This is a genomic window from Kitasatospora sp. Root107 (assembly GCF_001424875.1).
Taxonomy (GTDB): Bacteria; Actinomycetota; Actinomycetes; order Streptomycetales; family Streptomycetaceae; genus Kitasatospora.
The window spans coordinates 29280-45571 of the sequence record NZ_LMCT01000016.1; the positions used below are offsets into that span (position 1 = coordinate 29280).

16 protein-coding genes and 1 pseudogene are annotated in these 16292 nt (G+C 72.4%); 14 read left to right on the forward strand and 3 right to left on the reverse strand.

Going from position 1 to position 16292, the window contains the following annotated elements; all coding sequences use genetic code 11:
* The first annotated feature begins 18 nt into the window (after window positions 1-18).
* Both ASC99_RS16560 and ASC99_RS37295 read left to right on the forward strand, forming a co-directional pair.
* On the forward strand, window positions 19-882 hold the full coding sequence (locus ASC99_RS16560; protein WP_057232802.1) for a hypothetical protein: 864 nt from the start codon (window positions 19-21) through the stop codon (window positions 880-882).
* Window positions 879-1904, forward strand: coding sequence for a GNAT family N-acetyltransferase (locus ASC99_RS37295; protein WP_082598385.1), 1026 nt, complete (start codon window positions 879-881; stop codon window positions 1902-1904). Before ASC99_RS16560 ends, ASC99_RS37295 begins: the two co-directional genes overlap by 4 nt.
* Window positions 1905-1926: 22 nt before the next feature.
* On the opposite strand, the pseudogene ASC99_RS40540 reads toward ASC99_RS37295, so the two are convergent.
* Together ASC99_RS40540 and ASC99_RS16570 are read right to left on the reverse strand one after the other, a co-directional pair.
* A pseudogene (locus ASC99_RS40540) lies at window positions 1927-2126 on the reverse strand (hypothetical protein).
* A gap of 161 nt (window positions 2127-2287) precedes the next feature.
* The gene (locus tag ASC99_RS16570) at window positions 2288-3100 is read right to left on the reverse strand and encodes a hypothetical protein (RefSeq protein ID WP_162257885.1); all 813 of its coding nucleotides are present in this window, start codon (window positions 3098-3100) and stop codon (window positions 2288-2290) included.
* Between the two features lie 419 nt (window positions 3101-3519).
* Between ASC99_RS16570 and ASC99_RS16575 the strand changes: the two genes are divergently transcribed.
* On the forward strand, window positions 3520-4950 hold the full coding sequence (locus ASC99_RS16575; RefSeq protein ID WP_057232806.1) for an MFS transporter: 1431 nt from the start codon (window positions 3520-3522) through the stop codon (window positions 4948-4950).
* 25 nt (window positions 4951-4975) lie between these two features.
* On the opposite strand, the gene ASC99_RS16580 is transcribed toward ASC99_RS16575, so the two are convergent.
* Window positions 4976-6607 carry an FAD-dependent monooxygenase gene (locus ASC99_RS16580; RefSeq protein ID WP_057232808.1) on the reverse strand — a complete coding sequence of 544 codons (1632 nt, stop codon included), beginning with the start codon at window positions 6605-6607 and terminating at the stop codon, window positions 4976-4978.
* Between the two features lie 226 nt (window positions 6608-6833).
* Here ASC99_RS16580 and ASC99_RS16585 point away from each other — a divergent pair, with 226 nt between their 5' ends.
* From ASC99_RS16585 to ASC99_RS16635, 11 genes are all read left to right on the forward strand, one after another.
* Window positions 6834-7925, forward strand: a complete 1092-nt coding sequence (locus ASC99_RS16585; RefSeq protein WP_057232810.1) for a SchA/CurD-like domain-containing protein — start codon at window positions 6834-6836, stop codon at window positions 7923-7925.
* 54 nt (window positions 7926-7979) lie between these two features.
* Window positions 7980-8405, forward strand: a complete 426-nt coding sequence (locus ASC99_RS16590; RefSeq protein WP_057232811.1) for a cupin domain-containing protein — start codon at window positions 7980-7982, stop codon at window positions 8403-8405.
* Window positions 8402-9667 (forward strand): beta-ketoacyl synthase, encoded by a 1266-nt coding sequence (locus tag ASC99_RS16595; RefSeq protein ID WP_057232813.1) that lies wholly within the window; start codon window positions 8402-8404, stop codon window positions 9665-9667. The genes ASC99_RS16590 and ASC99_RS16595 overlap by 4 nt, the downstream gene beginning before the upstream one ends.
* Window positions 9664-10902, forward strand: coding sequence for a ketosynthase chain-length factor (locus tag ASC99_RS16600; RefSeq protein WP_057232814.1), 1239 nt, complete (start codon window positions 9664-9666; stop codon window positions 10900-10902). Before ASC99_RS16595 ends, ASC99_RS16600 begins: the two co-directional genes overlap by 4 nt.
* Window positions 10903-10936: 34 nt before the next feature.
* Window positions 10937-11191, forward strand: a complete 255-nt coding sequence (locus ASC99_RS16605; protein WP_057232816.1) for an acyl carrier protein — start codon at window positions 10937-10939, stop codon at window positions 11189-11191.
* 1 nt (window position 11192) lies between these two features.
* Window positions 11193-11648, forward strand: a complete 456-nt coding sequence (locus ASC99_RS16610; RefSeq protein WP_057232818.1) for an SRPBCC family protein — start codon at window positions 11193-11195, stop codon at window positions 11646-11648.
* A gap of 5 nt (window positions 11649-11653) precedes the next feature.
* Window positions 11654-11986 (forward strand): TcmI family type II polyketide cyclase, encoded by a 333-nt coding sequence (locus ASC99_RS16615; protein ID WP_057232945.1) that lies wholly within the window; start codon window positions 11654-11656, stop codon window positions 11984-11986.
* Window positions 11987-12012: 26 nt separating this feature from the next.
* Window positions 12013-13704 carry an acetyl-CoA carboxylase carboxyl transferase subunit gene (locus ASC99_RS16620; RefSeq protein ID WP_057232820.1) on the forward strand — a complete coding sequence of 564 codons (1692 nt, stop codon included), beginning with the start codon at window positions 12013-12015 and terminating at the stop codon, window positions 13702-13704.
* On the forward strand, window positions 13701-14240 hold the full coding sequence (locus ASC99_RS16625; protein ID WP_057232822.1) for a biotin/lipoyl-containing protein: 540 nt from the start codon (window positions 13701-13703) through the stop codon (window positions 14238-14240). The genes ASC99_RS16620 and ASC99_RS16625 overlap by 4 nt, the downstream gene beginning before the upstream one ends.
* Before the next feature lies 1 nt (window position 14241).
* The gene (locus ASC99_RS16630) at window positions 14242-15618 is read left to right on the forward strand and encodes an acetyl/propionyl/methylcrotonyl-CoA carboxylase subunit alpha (protein WP_057232824.1); all 1377 of its coding nucleotides are present in this window, start codon (window positions 14242-14244) and stop codon (window positions 15616-15618) included.
* A 213-nt stretch (window positions 15619-15831) separates the two neighbouring features.
* On the forward strand, window positions 15832-16221 hold the full coding sequence (locus ASC99_RS16635; protein ID WP_057232825.1) for a hypothetical protein: 390 nt from the start codon (window positions 15832-15834) through the stop codon (window positions 16219-16221).
* The last annotated feature ends 71 nt before the right edge of the window (window positions 16222-16292 follow it).

Sequence of the window (16292 nt, forward strand, 5' to 3'; positions counted from 1 at the left end):
GGCAGTGAGGATTTCGCGATGTTCGAACGGTTGGCCCGTCAGATGTGGCATCAGATCGAGCCGGTGAACGCCGTGCTCTACCTCGCTCCCGAAGCCTTGGAGGAGGCGGCGGCGCTCGGCTACGACGTCGGGACACGCTGGCCGAGCTACTTCGCCTGGCGCGCGGCGCCACTCGGCTCGGTGGGGCCGAAGCTCGTGGCCGCCGCCTTCTACAGCTTCAGCCCTTCGATGATCGCCCGGCATGTGCCGGGCATCTGGGCCACGGCCGCGCCCTCGCAGGTGCTCCGAGCCCGGTTGCGCGCGGTGGATCGGGCGTTCCGGGCCCTGCCCGGTGAGCTGACCGACCTGGGCGAGGCGGCGGAGCTGGCGATCCGGGCCGCCGAGAGTATCGAGTTCGCCCACCGGCCGCTGGCCGCGGCCAATCTCGAGCTGCCCTGGCCGCAGGAGCCGCACCTGGCCCTGTGGCAGGCGTATGCGGTGCTGCGTGAGCACCGGGGCGACGGGCATCTGACGGCGCTTCAGTCCGTGGGGCTGGACGGCTGCGAGGCCCTGGTCTCCTTCGCCTCCATCGGGGCCGCACCGGTCGACGCCTTCGACGGGCGCGGGTGGAGCGCCGAGGAATGGGCGGCCGCCCGCGAACGGCTGGCCGGCCGCGGCCTCACCGATGCCCAGGGAGTGGCCACCCCGGCAGGGCGGGCACTGCGCGAGCAAGTCGAGCGGATCACCGACGAGTTGGCGGCGCAGCCGTGGCGAGCGCTCGGGGCGGCGGGCGCCGAGAGGCTGGCCCACCTCAACCGCCCCTTGCTGGGCGCGGTGTTCGAGTCGGGGATGCTGCCCCCGGCGAGCACCCTGGGCATCGGCAAGGTCCAGGTTCCCGCATGAAGCTGGAGCGACTCACCGCGGACGAGACCCACGCCCGCGCCGCCGAACTGATCGAGATCTACGGCCTCGCGTTCAACGAACCGCCCTGGAACGAGGACGGACCCGGCATCGCCGCCTTCGCCCGCCGCCTGACCACGGACCTTCGCCGTCCGGGGTTCGTGGCGGTGCTGGCCAGTTCGAACGGCATACCCGCAGGTTTCGGTACGGCCTGGCCAACGCCACGCCCCTTCCCGACGGGCCGCGCCTACGACCGGGTGCGTGCCGCCCTCGGCGACCAGGTGGAGACGCGGCTGGCCGGGACACTCGAGGTGGACGAACTCGCGGTCGCCCCGCACGCTCGCAGGCAGGGCCTGGCGGGCCGCATCCTCCAGCTGCTGTGCGCCGACGCGGACGACTCCTGGCTGCTGACCTCGCCGAAAGCCCTGGACGCGATCAGGCTCTACGAGGCGCACGGCTGGCAGCGCCTGACCGGGCCTGCGGACGTCGTGGTGTTCGCCCGCCCGCCACGCGCTCGCGACCTGGGAACGACCGTCACGTATCTGGAGATGAACGACCCCGACGACCTGCGGCCCGGCAGAGCAGTGCCCGCTCTGTCGCTCCACCGCGTGGACGGGACCCTCCCGCTGCTGCACGCCGCGCTGGCCCGGATCGGGGGCGCCTACGGGTGGGGGAGCGCGACCCGCTCCGCCCAGGGATGGCGGGAGCTGACGCTGGCTCATCCGCTGCGCCAGTTCTGGCTGATCTCGCTCGGGAGCACGACCGCAGGGGTCGCCGTCATGGAGCCCCAGCCCGATGGGGACGTGGAGATCGTCACGTTCGGTTTGCTGCCCGAGTACATCGGCCGGGGCCTCGGCGGTCCCGCGCTGACGCTGACGGTCCGACAGGCATGGGCGAGCGAGGCCGTGGAGGCTGACGCGGTGCACCGGGTCTGGCTGCACACGCGCTCGCGCGACCATCCGAACGCGCTGCGCAACTACCGGCGCCGGGGCCTGAGGGTCTACCGCACCGAGGTTCAGCTGTAGCGCGGGCAGCTCGTCAGCGTGGTCACTCGCCGCTGTCGAGGGGCTTGAGGAACCGGCGTTGGTACCGCCTGATGCACCCGGTGGTGCGGGCCAGTTCGAAGGCTGCGACACACTCGGGGGGTCGCCTCCGAAGCGGTTCACAAGCTTGACCCAGCGCCGCCCGTACTCCTCGAAGTCCGCCATGTCGGGGTCGATCTCGTACTTCAGGTGCACGGTGATCACGTGCGTACTGCCGCTCGGGGCGTCTCGGTGGGTCAACGGTCCGATCCTCCTGCCACCAGAAGCCGTCGCGCCAGTGACGAGAGCGCCCCGATCCGTCGATATCCCGCCACCGTCCCGGGCGGACGAACCGCCCGGGCGGGGCGCGGCAGGCTGACGCTCGGTCAACCGTCGTAGCGGGTGAGGGCTGAGGCGATGATGGCGGCGGCCATGCCGTGGCGGGGGTCGAGGCCCGCCAGGACGGAGGCCTGGTGGGTGGCGCCGTTGAGGGGGAGCCCTGGGAGTCCGTTGACCTCCAGCAGGTGCAGGCCGCCGTCCGGAGAGAGGCGGAAGTCGGCTCTGGCCATGTCCCGCAGGCCCAGTGCGTCCACGGCCAGGCCCGTCAGGTGGCGTGCCCGGCGGGCGATGTGATCGGGCACCGGGGCTGGGACTTTGAGGTGCTGCCAGCGTGTCGGGTCCTGTTTGAGGTCGTAGTCGAAGACGCCGCCCGCGGCGGCGGTGGCGGGCATGGTGGTCTCCGCGACGGCGAGGGGCCCGCCCGCTGCGGCCAGGTACGGGACAGTGATGTCCCGGCCGGGTATGTATTCCTCGGCGATGACCCCGTCCGGGTAGTCGTTGAGCAGGGCTGCCGCCACATCGGTGGCCTCCTCCGCCGTGTGCGCAAGGGAGTTGCCGGTGATGCCCTTCGAGCAGGACTCGAAGTTCGGTTTGACGATGACGGGGAACGGCAGACCGCTCAGCGCTGTCGTCGCTGCGTCCGGCGGGAGGAACGGCGTGAGGAACACCGAGGGCGGGGTCGGCAGGCCGGCCTGGTGCAGGGTCAGTTTGGTGCGGTGCTTGTCCAGGGCCAGCGCCAGCGCAGCCGGTCCCGAACCCGTGTAGGGCAGGCCCAACTCTTCGTAAAGTTCCGGAAGGACCGACTGCCGCCACGGGCCGCTCCATCCTTCCGCCAGGTTGAACACCAGATCCGGGCGCATGGCTCCAAGGAGGCCGGCCACATCGGCGAGAGCTCCGGACACCTCGAGAGGTTCGACGGAGTACCCGAGGCCGGCCACCGACGCCATCAGGTCGTCGAGTTCCTGCCGGGAGGTGAACCCCCGTTGCTCCAGACCTTCCGACGACCTCAGGTTGTGAGCGACAGCTATTCGCACCGACTACCTCCAAGTAACCAGCCCGCCACAGGCGTTCATCCCTGCCCACTCCTGGCAGTCACAAGCCCGGACACCAGCACGTGGTGGGAGCCCGCCGTCCGGAACGCTCCGCCGTCCGGGCGGTACGCAGGCCGTGCCGCGCCCGGTCGGGCGGGTTGGCGCGCGGGCTGTCACGATACTGGGTGCCCGCTCTCCAATCGGGGACTCACCCGGAAGGCTCCAGCGTGAGCACACCAAGCCCTCCCGTGCCCGGGTCCCGGGACGAGCCGCGACCGGCGGACGACGGGTCGGGGCGGGAGAACCGCTGGCAGGCACTGACGGTCTGTCTGGTCGCGGGGTTCATGACGCTGCTCGACATCAGCATCGTCAACGTCGCCCTGCCCTCCATCCGCTCGGACCTGCACATGTCGGAGAGCGGGATGCAGTGGGCGCTCTCCGGCTACGCGCTGGCGTTCGGGCTGGTGCTCGTGCCGGGTGGGCGGCTCGGTGACGCGTACAGCAGGCGCGTCGTCTTCATGACCGGCCTCGCGCTGTTCACGATGGCGAGCGCGGCGGCCGGCGCCGCCCGGAACGAGACCTGGCTGGTGGCCGCCCGGCTGGCGCAGGGCCTGGCCGGGGGGCTGCTGGTGCCCCAGGTGTCCGGCTTCATCCAGCAGCTGTTCCAGGGAGCCGAGCGAGGGCGGGCGTTCGGCCGACTGGGTTCCACGATCGGGTTCTCCACCGCCGTGGGGCCACTGCTGGGCGGTCTGCTGATCGAGGTGTTCGGCCAGGAGAACGGTTGGCGCTGGGTGTTCTACGTGAACCTGCCGGTCGGTGCCGTCGCGCTGGTGATGGCGTACCGGACGCTGCCGGGGCCGAGTGCGCGGCCGCCGGGTCGGCCCCGGTTCGACCCGGTCGGCGTCCTGCTGCTGGGTGGTGGCACGCTCTGCCTGCTGCTCCCGTTCATGCAGCAGCAGTGGCACGCCGCAGCAAAGTGGCTGCTGCTCCCGGCCGCCCTGGTCCTGCTGGCCGCCTTCGCGGCCTGGGAACGCCGCTACGGCCGCAGCGGTGAGCCGCTGGTCCGGATGAGTCTGTTCGAATCTCGCCCGTACGCGCTGGGTGTGCTGCTCGCGCTGCTGTACTTCGCAGGGTTCACCGCGATCTTCTTCATCTTCAGCCTCTACCTGCAGGGTGGGCAGGGGTACAGCGCGCTGCTGGCGGGGCTGTCGATCACGCCGTTCGCCCTGGGCTCGGCCGGTTCCGCCCTGGTCGGCGGGCGGTTGGTGCAGCACTTCGGGCGGAGGTTGGTGACGGTGGGGCTGGTCCTGGTGGTGGCCGGCCTGGCGGGTGCCGCGCTCGCCGTCCACCTGTGGTCCGGCCACCACGTCGGCTGGGCCACCGTCGTACCGCTGCTGGTGGCGGGCATCGGCAGCGGCCTGGTGGTCTCGCCGAACCAGACGCTGACGCTGGGCGAGGTGCCGGTCGTCCGGGCCGGGAGCGCGGCAGGGGTACTGCAGACCGCGCAGCGGATCGGCTCCGCGGTCGGCATCGCGGCGGTCGGTTCGGTCTTCTTCGCCGAGGTCGCGGCCCGGCACGAGGACTGGTCCGGTGCCTTCCAGCGTGGCCTGGCGGTGGCGCTCGGCTTCGTCGTCCTGGCCCTGATCACCCACCTGCTGGGCGGGCGAAACAAGGCCTGACCGACGAAGCCGCGCCGTCGCAGCGTCAGGACCTCAGTCGGAGCACCGAGTCGAGGACCTCACCGAGCACCGCGTCCGGGTCGGGTACCGAACCCTCGGCACGCCAGGCGACGAAGCCGTCCGGCCGCACCAGCACCGCGCCCTCGGCGGACGTACCGTAGGCCGCCGCCCAGTCGGCGCCGGGCTCCGGCGCCAGCTCGTGCTCGGGGTCGGTGCCGATCCGGTACGCCTCCAGCGGGACGCCGAGCCGCTCGGCAGTCCGCTGTGCCGCCGCGAGCCAGGGTCCGCCGTCCGGCCCGGTGAGCAAGGTCGGCGAGGTCTCGAAGAGGTCCAGGGTGGACAGCCGGACGCCCGCCCGGCGCACCCAGACGTGCGGTGCCCGGCTGCCGGGCTCGCCCGCCGCCTCGAACCGCTCCGGCACGGCAGGACCGGCCGGGTCGGTGCCGACCACCGCACCGACGGGGTAGCGGTAGCCGAGCGCCACGGCCAGCACGTTGCTCTGCCGCCCGGTACCCGGCGCAGCCTCGTACCCCGGGTGCTTGTGCTCGGCCGAGCGCGCGGAGGCGCGGGCGCTGGTCGCGCGCGCCACCGGCTGCCGCTCCTCGCCGTAGGTGTCCAGCAATCCGGGCCCGGCCCAGCCGCCCAGCACGGCGGCCAGCTTCCAGGCCAGGTTGTGGGCGTCCTGGATACCGGTGTTGGAGCCGAACGCGCCGGTGGGCGACATCTCGTGGGCGGAGTCACCGGCGAGGAAGACCCGCCCGGAGCCGTAGCGCTCGGCGACCCGTTCGGCCGCGTGCCACGGGGCCTTGCCGGTGATCTCGACCTCCAGGTCGGGCACGCCGACGGCCGCCCTGATGTGGGCGACGCAGCGCTCGTCGGTGAAGTCCGCCAGCGTCTCGCCCTGCTCGGGATGCCAGGGGGCGTGGAAGACCCACTGCTCCTGGTTGTCCACCGGCAGGAGGGCACCCGGTCCCTGAGGGGTGGTCAGGTAGCAGGCGATGAAGTGCCGGTCGCCGACCACGTCGGCGACCCGCTTGGCCTGGAAGGTGATGCTGACGTTGTGGAACAGGTCGCCGGGCCCGGCCTGGCCGATGCCGAGCCGTTCCCGGACCGGGCTGCGCGGCCCGTCGGCGGCGATCAGGTAGTCGGCGCGGACGGTGCGCTGCTCGCCGCTCTCCCGGTCGAGCAGCACGGCCGTCACCCCGTCGGCGTCCTGCTCGAAGCCGACCAGCTCGGTGCCGAACCGCAGCTCCCCGGTGAGTTCGCGGGCCCGGCGCAGCAGGACCGGCTCCAGGTCGTTCTGGCTGCACAGGCACCAGCCGGACGGGCTGAACCGGGCCAGCGCACCGCCGGGGTCGATCTCCTTGAACAGCCACTCCTGGTCCAGCCCGGCGAGGGTGTCGGCCTGCAGGATGCCGTGGTTCTCGGCCAGCACGGAGGCGGCTTCACGGATCGGCTGTTCGACCCCCGCCACCCGGAACAGTTCCATCGTCCGGACGTTGTTGCCGCGTCCACGCGGGTGGTGCGAGGTGCCCGCGTGCTTCTCGACCAGCAGGTGCTCGACACCCAGTCGGCCCAGGAACAGCGAGGCGGACAGCCCCACCAGGGAACCACCCACGATGAGGACCGGTACGTGGTCCTCGGCCTTCGAGTTCATCAATCGCTCCAGTCGTTGTCGGACAGGCCCCAGGTACAGCCTCCGGTGCGACGCGGTTTGACGCTCGGTCAGCGATGGCATGTCCGCGCGTTTCGCTCAGATGGCTTCCAGCTCTCGCGCCACGGGCGCGGGGGAACCACGATCGACCTCGGGCCGCAGCGGCGGCGTGACAGTCCGTGACCGGCCCCCCCGAGGTCCTAGGACTGTGTCGCCCTCAAGGAGAGCCATGACGACTCTGACCGAACCCGTATCGCGCCGTGCCGCGTTGAGCACCCCCCGGCTCAGGGTGGTGCTGCTGTGCGACATCCAGGACGGCGCGCAGCAGCGTTTCCTGGACGCGTACGAGCAGCTGCGCCACCAGGTGGCCTCGGTGCCCGGCCATGTCAGCGACCAGCTGTGCCAGTCGATCGAGGACCCGGCGCAGTGGCTGATCACCAGTGAGTGGGAGAGCGCGCGGCCCTTCCTGTCGTGGGTGGACAGCGAGGCGCACCGCGAGATGGTCCGACCCCTGCACGGGTGCGTACGGGACACCCGTTCGCTGCGGTTCAGCATCATGCGGGAGACCGCGGGGTCGGAGACCTTCGACGGACCGGCCCCGGTCACCGACGGCACCGTCCGGCACGCTCTCACCTTCACGGTGAAGCCCGGCAGCGAGCACAAGGTGGCCGAGATCCTGGCGGGCTACACCTCGCCCGCCGCCCAGGTGGACGAGCGCACCCGACTGCTCAGGACCTCGCTGTTCATGCGCGGCAACCGGGTGGTGCGGTCCGTCGAGGTGGCCGGCGACCTGGCCGCCGCGCTGCGCCACGTGGCGCAGCAGCCCGAGGTCAGGGCGGTCGAGGAGGCCATCAACCCCTACCTCGAGGAGGCCCGTGACCTCAGCGACGCGGAGTCCGCGCGCTCGTTCTTCATCCGGGCCGCGCTGCCCGCGGTCCACCATGTGGCGGCGTCCGGGATGCCGTCCGCCGGGGTCACCCGGCACGCTCTGAGCTATCCCGTCCGGACCGGCTGCGGGGCGGCGGTCGCCGCGCTGCTGGCCCGTCAGGACCGGCTCGCCGTCGAGGAACAGGCGAGCCGGCTGGTGGCGAGCACCGTCTTCCAGCGCGAGGACACCGTGGTCCGGGTGGTGGACCTGACCACGTCGCCGGAGTCGGTGCCTGGCCTGGCACTCGGCGTGGTCGGCCCCCGTGCGGCGAGCGTGCTCAGCCGCCTGGTCGACCTCGGCGACCACGACCTGCGGGTCGCTGCGGAGCTCGGCCGGTTCCTCGACGAGTGCCGGATGGCCCTCGTCACGGACCGTCGCGCCAAGGACTCCTGAGCGGAGACCAACCGTCAGGGACCGTCCCTGTCCAGGTATTTGGAGGCAACAATCATGACCACGCAGTTCCCACGCATCGTGCACGTCGACGAGGCCGAACCCAACCGCCGACGTGGCGGCGACCTGCGCGCCATGCTCACCCCGACCGCGGTGGGCGCCACCAGCGGATTCATGGGGCTGGCGATCGTGCAGCCGGGGGAGCGGATCGGTGAGCACTACCACCCGCACTCCGAGGAGTTCGTCTACGTGGTCGCCGGGCGGCTGGAGGTGGACCTCGACGGCGTGCCGCACGCCCTGGCCCCCGACCAGGGCCTGATGATCCCGATCGGCATGCGCCACCGGTTCCGCAACGTCGGGAGCACCGAGGCCCGGATGGTGTTCCACCTCGGCCCGCTGGCCCCCCGGCCCGACCTCGGCCACGTCGACACCGAGGACACCCCGGAAAGTCTGCCGCCGGAACCTGCCGAGGTCGCCTCGTGAACCGGCGGGTGGCGGTGACCGGTATCGGCATCGTCGCCCCAGGCGGCACCGGCGCCCCGGCGTTCTGGGAGCTGCTCACCGCCGGCCGTACGGCGACCCGCGGCATCACGCTGTTCGACCCGGCCGGCTTCCGGTCACGGATCGCCGCCGAGTGCGACTTCGACCCGGCGGCGTCCGGCCTGGACGCCGAGCAGATCGCGCGCTCCGACCGGTACGTCCAGTTCGCCCTGGTCGCCGCCGCCGAAGCGGTCCGTGACGCCGGTCTCGAGGTGGGCGCCGAGGACCCCTGGCGGATCGGGGTGTCCCTGGGCACCGCGGTCGGCGGCACCACCCGGCTGGAGCAGGACTACGCCGAGGTGAGCAGCTCGGGCGCGCGCTGGGACGTCGACCACCGCAAGGCCGCGGCGCAGCTGCACCGGGCGTTCTCGCCGAGCACTCTGGCGTCGGCGGTGGCCGAACAGACCGGTGCCCACGGCCCGGTGCAGACCGTCTCGACGGGCTGCACCTCGGGCCTCGACGCGGTCGGGTACGCCTTCCAGGCCATCGAGGACGGCCGGGCGGACGTCTGCATCGCCGGGGCCTCGGACTCGCCGATCTCGCCGATCACGGTCGCCTGCTTCGACGCGATCCACGCGACCTCCGAGCGCAACGACGATCCGGCGCACGCCTCCCGCCCGTTCGACGCCCACCGGGACGGCTTCGTGCTCGGCGAGGGCGGCGCCGTCCTGGTGCTGGAGGAGCTGGAGCACGCCCGGCGCCGAGGGGCCAGGGTGTACTGCGAGATCGGCGGCTTCGCCACCTTCGGCAACGCGTACCACATGACCGGGCTCACCCAGGAGGGCCTGGAGATGTCCGAGGCGATCGACCGAGCGCTGGCGCACGCCAGGGTCGACAGCTCCGACATCGACTACGTCAACGCGCACGGCTCCGGCACCAAGCAGAACGACCGGCACGAGACGGCGGCCGTGAAGCGCTCGCTGGGCGCGCACGCGTACCGGACCCCGATGAGCTCGATCAAGTCGATGGTCGGGCACTCGCTCGGCGCGATCGGCGCGATCGAACTGGTGGCCTGCGCCCTGGCGTTGGCCCACGGGGTGGTGCCGCCGACCGCCAACTACGACAGCCCGGACCCGGAGTGCGACCTCGACTACGTGCCGAGGACCGCCCGCTCGATCCCGCTGCGCAACGTCCTCTCGGTGGGCAGCGGGTTCGGCGGCTTCCAGTCCGCGGTGGTGCTCCGCCGAGAGGGGGCCATGGTATGACCGTCACCCGACCCGACCGCCGCGCGGTGGTCACCGGGATAGGTGTGGTGGCTCCCAACGGGATCGGCGCGGACGACTTCTGGAAGGCGACCCGCGAGGGCTCCTCCGTGCTCGGCCCGGTCACCCGCGAGGGCTGCGCGCACCTGCCGCTGCGGATCGCGGGCGAGGTCCGCGGCTTCGACGCGGAGGAGACCATCGAAGGGCGCTACCTGGTCCAGACCGACCGGTTCACGCACTACGCGATGGCCGCGGCCGACCTGGCCCTGGCGGACGCGCGCTTCGACGCCGACGCTGCCGCGCCCTACGGCGTGGGCGTGGTGACCGCGGCCGGCTCCGGCGGCGGCGAGTTCGGCCAGCGCGAGCTTCAGCAACTCTGGTCGCAGGGACCGCACTTCGTCGGCCCGTACCAGTCCATCGCCTGGTTCTACGCAGCCAGCACCGGCCAGATCTCGATCCGTGGCGGCTTCAAGGGCCCCTGCGCGGTGGTGGCCAGCGACGAGGCCGGCGGCCTGGACGCGCTGGCGCACGCGGTCCGCACCATCCGGCGCGGCACCGACACCGTGGTGGTGGGCGCCGCCGAGGCGCCGCTGGCGCCGTACTCGATGGTCTGTCAGCTCGGGTACGGCGAACTCAGCCTGAGCGAGGACCCGGACCGGGCCTACCTGCCGTTCAGCGCCGACGCCTGCGGGTTCGTACCCGCCGAGGGCGGCGCGATGTTCGTGCTGGAGGACGAGACCTCGGCCCGCCGCCGCGGCGCCCGGATCCGGGCCGAACTGGCCGGACACGCGGCCACCTTCACCGGGGCCTCCCGCTGGGCCGAGTCCCGGCACGGGCTGGCCCGGGCGATCCGCGGCGCGCTGGAGGAGGCGCGCTGCGCCCCCGACGAGATCGACGTGGTCTTCGCCGACGCGCTCGGCGTGCCGGAGGCGGACCGGGCCGAGGCGCTGGCGATCGCCGACGCCCTCGGCGGGCACGCCGCCCGCGTTCCGGTGACGGCGCCCAAGGCCGGCACCGGCCGGTCCTACTGCGGTGCCCCGCTACTCGACACCGCCGCCGCGGTGCTCGCCATGGAGCAGGGTCTGGTGCCGCCCACCCCGAACGTCACCGACGTCCAGTACGGCCTCGACCTGGTGACCGGCTTCGCGCGCACCGCCGAGCTGCGGACCGCCCTGGTGCTGAGCCGGGGCCTGATGGGCTCCAACGCGGCCCTGGTGCTGCGCCGGGCCGAGTCCTGACACATCGTCCGATCCTACGAAGGAGAACCACCTGATGAACCAGCATCTGACGCACAGTGAACTGGCCGGGCTGATCAAGACCCGGGCCGGCATCACCGTCGCCCCCGAGGCGCTGCAGAGCCCGACCGCCACCTTCGAGGAGTTCGGCGTGGACTCGCTGGGCCTGCTCGGCATCGTGGGCGAGCTGGAGAACCGCTACGGCCGGAAGATCGCCGCCGGAGCCGAGATGTCCAAGTCCCCGGACGAGTTCCTCGACGCGGTCAACGCCGCCATCACGGCAGGAGCCTGAGATGCCCGGCCACACCGACAACGAGATCCTCATCGCCGCGCCCGTCGACCTGGTCTGGGAGATCACCAACGACCTGGAGAACTGGCCGCAGCTGTTCAGCGAGTACGCCACCGTCGAAGTGCTGGAGCGCGAAGGCGAGCGGACCACCTTCCGGCTGACCATGCACCCCGACGAGAACGGCACGGTCTGGAGCTGGGTCTCCGAGCGGGAGACCGACCGCCACGGCCTCGCGGTCCGGGCCAGGCGGGTGGAGCCGGGCCCGTTCGAGTTCATGGACATCCGGTGGGAGTACGCGGAGGTGCCGGACGGCACCCGGATGCGCTGGATCCAGGACTTCGCGATGAAGCCCACCGCCCCGGTCGACGACGACGCCATGACCAACCACATCAACCGCAACTCGCGGACCCAGATGGAGCTGATCAGGGACAAGGTCGAGAAGCGGACCGGGAGGGCGTGAGCACGATGCACCGCGCCCTCATCGTCGCCCGGATGAAGCCCGACTCGGCGGCCGGCATCGCCGAGGTCTTCGGGAACTCGGACCAGGGTGAACTGCCGCACCTGATCGGTGTCACCGGCCGCAGCCTGTTCCAGTTCGGCGACCTCTACCTGCACCTGATCGAGGCCGAACGGCCGCCCGGCCCCGAAGTCGCCAAGCTGGCCGGGCACCCGGAGTTCCGCGACGTCAGCCGGCTGCTGACGTCGTACGTCCAGGCCTACGACCCGGAGACCTGGCGCGAACCCAAGGACGCCATGGCCCGCGAGTTCTACCGCTGGGAGCGCTCCGGCACCGCCTGACACCGTCCGTAGGAGGAACGATCCACATGGCCGAGACCGACGAAGAGCTGGACTGGGTACGGTGCGAAGGCTGCGCCGCCCTGGTCTACGGCAAGCGCTTCCTGCGGACCCTGCGGGTCTGCCCGGAGTGCGGGCTGCACGCCAGGCTGACGGCCCATCAGCGGCTGGAGCAGCTGCTCGACCCGGGCTCGGCGGTGCCGATCGACCACGTGGAGTCCCTGCACGACCCGCTGGAGTTCGTCGACAGCCGGACCTACCCGGACCGGCTGCTCGACGCCCGTACCAGCACCGGACTGCGCGAGGCGGTGGTCTGCGCGACCGGCCGGATCGAGGATCAGCCGGTGGTGGCGGCCGTGATGGACTTCCGCTTCCTCGGCGGCAGCCTCGGCTGCGGCGTCGGAGCGCTGATCACCGAGGCCGCGCACACCAGCCTGCGGCTGCAGGTCCCGCTGCTGCTGGTGACGGCCTCGGGCGGCGCCCGGATGCAGGAGGGGGTGCTCGCCCTGATGCAGATGGCCAAGACCGCGCTGGCGGTGGCCGAACTCGACGAGGCGGGCATCCTGGTGGTCTCGCTGATCACCGACCCCACCTACGGGGGAGTGGCGGCGTCCTTCGCCACGCTGGCCGACGTGATCATCGCCGAGCCGGGCGCCCGGATGGGCTTCGCCGGGCCCCGGGTGATCGAACAGACCACCGGCGAGAGCCTGCCGGAGGGCTTCCAGACCGCCGAGTTCCTGCTCGAACACGGGATGGTGGACGACGTGGTGCCGCGGTCCGCACTGCGCCCGACGCTCGGCCGGCTGCTCGGCCTGCGCTCACCGCGCCACCGGGTCGGCCCGGTGGCGGACGCCCCGCCGGACGAGCTGATCCGCAGTCAGCTGGACGAGGTACTGGAACGTGACTCCTGGGAGGCGGTCCGGCTGGCCCGGCACCCGGACCGGCCGACCACCCTCGACTACGTCGGGCACCTGCTGGACGACTTCCAGGAGTTGCACGGCGACCGGCTCAGCGAGGACTGCCCCGCCATCGTCGGCGGGCCGGGCCGCCTGGCCGGCCTGCCGGTGATGCTGATCGGCCATCACAAGGGCGGCCCCGACCTGGCAGAACGACAACGTCGCCGATTCGGCATGGCGGCCCCCGCCGGATACCGCAAGGCGGCCCGGCTGATGCGGATGGCCGCCAAACTCGGCCTCCCGCTGGTCACCCTGATCGACACCCCCGGCGCCAATCCGGGACCGGACGCCGAGCGCGGCGGTCAGGCGATCGCCATCGCCGAGAACCTGCGGCTGATGGCCAGACTCCCGGTACCGATCGTCGCCGTGCTGATCGGCGAGGGCGGCAGCGGCGGCGCACTCGCCCTGGCGGTCGCCGACCGGGTGCTGATCAGCGCCAACGGCGTCTACTCGGTGATCAGCCCCGAGGGCTGCGCCGCCATCCTCTGGAAGGACCGGGCGGCAGCGCCCGCCGCGGCGGCCGCCCTGCGGGTGCACGCCGGGGAACTGCTCCGGCTCGGCATCGTCGACGGCATCGTGCCCGAGCCCGCCGAGGGCGCGCACCAGGACCACGCGGGAGCGGCCACCATGCTGGGCGCCGCCCTGACCGCCGCGCTCGGCGAGCTGATCCCGTGGGAGCCCGAACAGCTGCTCAAGGAACGCAAGAGCCGGTTCGACGACTTCGGCATCGCGGCGAAGCCCCCGGCTGGAAGAGGTACACAGTGACTACCAAGAACGTCCCGCAGGAGAACGGCTGGGTCACGCCGACCCGGAGCATCATCTTCGGCCCGCCCGGCACGGACTACCCGGCTGACCTGGACGCGGTCTGCCGCAGCGTGGGGGAGCTGGCCAGGTCCGCGCCGCAGCCGCCCAGCAGGATCAAGCTGCAGCACGGCGGCACCACGGTGGAGATGGAGTGGCCGGACCAACCGGTGGCCGCGACCGCCGCCCCCGCCGAGGCGGTCCCCCCGGCGCCCGTCGCCGAGGACGGCGCGCTCGGCTACCTGTGCGCGCCGATGGTGGGCACCTTCTACCACGCGCGAGAGCCGGGGGCGCCGCCGCTGGTCTCGGTCGGCGACCTGGTCACGCCCGGCCAGCCGGTCGGGATCCTGGAGGTCATGAAGATGATGAGCACCGTCGAGGCGGACGCGGCCGGGCGGGTGGTCGAGATCCTGACGCCCGACGCCACGGCCGTCGAGTTCGGGCAGCGTCTGATCGCCCTGGAGCCGGTGGCGCCGGCGTCACCGGATGAGGACGCCTGAGATGTTCTCGACCGTCCTCATCGCCAACCGGGGCGAGATCGCTCTGCGGGTCGCCCGGACCTGCCGCGAACTCGGCATCCGTACGGTGGCCGTCCACTCGACCGCGGACCGGGACTCGGCGGTGGTCCGGTTCGCGGACCAGGCCGTGCACATCGGCCCCGCGCCGTCCAGGAACAGCTACCTGCACATCCCCTCGATCATCGAGGCCGCGCTGCAGACCGGTGCGGAGGCGATCCACCCCGGCTACGGCTTCCTCTCGGAGGACCCGGACTTCGCGGAGATCTGCGAGGCCAACGGCATCACCTTCGTCGGCCCGCCGCCGGAGCTGATGCAGCAGCTCGGCGACAAGGCGGTGGCCCGCGCGCTGATGGCGCGGGCCGGACTGCCCGTCCTGCCAGGCAGCGAAGGCGCGCTGAGCGGGCCGGCCGAGGCGGAGGAGACCGCGCAGCGGGTCGGGTACCCGGTGATCCTCAAGGCCGTGGCGGGCGGCGGCGGCCGGGGCATGGCGGTGGTCCGCGACCCCGCCGACCTGCTGCGCGCGTACGGGGAGACCCGGGCGCACGCCCGGGCGATCTTCGGCGACGAACGGCTCTACCTGGAGCGCTTCGTGGACGACGCCCGGCACGTCGAGGTGCAGGTGATCTGCGACCGGTACGGAGCCGCGATCCACCTCGGCGAGCGGGACTGCTCGGTCCAGCGCCGGCACCAGAAGCTGATCGAGGAGTCCCCGGGGCCGAACCTCCCGCCGGAGCAGCGGGAGGCGATGTGCGCCGCCGCAGTCCAGGGCGCGCTTGCGGTCGGCTATGTCGGGGCAGCCACCTTCGAGTTCGTCCTGGCGCCGTCCGGGGAGTTCTACCTGATGGAGATCAACTGTCGCTTGCAGGTGGAGCATCCGGTGACGGAGATGGTCACCGGGATCGACATCGTCCGCGAACAGCTCACCGTGGCGGCCGGACTGCCGCTGACGATACGCCAGCAGGACGTCGTGTCACGGGGGGTGTCGATCGAGTGCCGGGTCAACGCCGAGGACCCGGACCGCGACTTCGCGCCGACGCCCGGGCTGCTGACCGAATTCGTGCCGCCCGGCGGCCAGTTCGTCCGGGTCGACACCCACGCCTACCCGGGCTGGTACGTCGGTCCCGACTACGACTCGCTGCTCGCGAAGGCCGTCGTCTGGGCGCCCGACCGGGAGCAGGCGCTGGCCCGGATGGACCGGGCCCTGGGCGAGTTCAGGATCGACGGGAGCGGCCTGCGGACCACCACCGGCTTCCTCCGCCGGGTCCTCGACCGTCCGGAGTTCCGCGCGGGGACACACACCACCGGGCTGGTCGAGGCGATGACGGAGGAGACTCGCCCGCAGGTGACGATCAGAGCCTGACGAGGTCCGACGATGACGAGAGCCGGTGCCGGGCGACCCCTTCGTGGGTCGCCCGGCACCGGCGCGTGACGGATCGTCAGGAGTGCGCTCCCCCTGATGCCGCGCCCCGGTGGCGGGTAATTCGCCGATGACAGACGGTGATTGAGGTGCTGGTGCGACTCTCCTGCCGACGCGGTGTCGGCAATCGCACGGAGTACCGGAAGGACCACCCTCATGCGTTCCGCACGTAACCTGCTCACCGGCGCCGCGCTCGCCGCCACCGTCCTGCTGGCCGCCCCCGCCGCGTACGCCGAGGACGGCGCCGCCGAGCTGACCTGGGAGCAGAAGCAGGCGAAGGCCGCCACCGCCGAAGGGCAGAAGACCTGGGAAGAGAAGCAGGCGACCGGCAAGCCGGGCAGTACGACGACTGACCAGACGGCTGGGCAGACCACGACCGAGGCGGCGCCGGAGCACAAGCAGCCCAAGGGCGGCGTGCACACCGGCGGCGGCGGCACGGCCCTCTCCGGCGGCGGGCTGGCCGCAGGCGCGGTCCTGCTGGCCGGCGGGCTCGGGGTCGGCGCGCATGTGCTCCGCCGGCGTCCGGGCGTCTCCGACGCGGTCTGACCTCCCGCACAACGCGATCCGGCCTCGCCCACCAGGGCGAGGCCGGATCGCGTTGTGCGGGAGGTCAGACC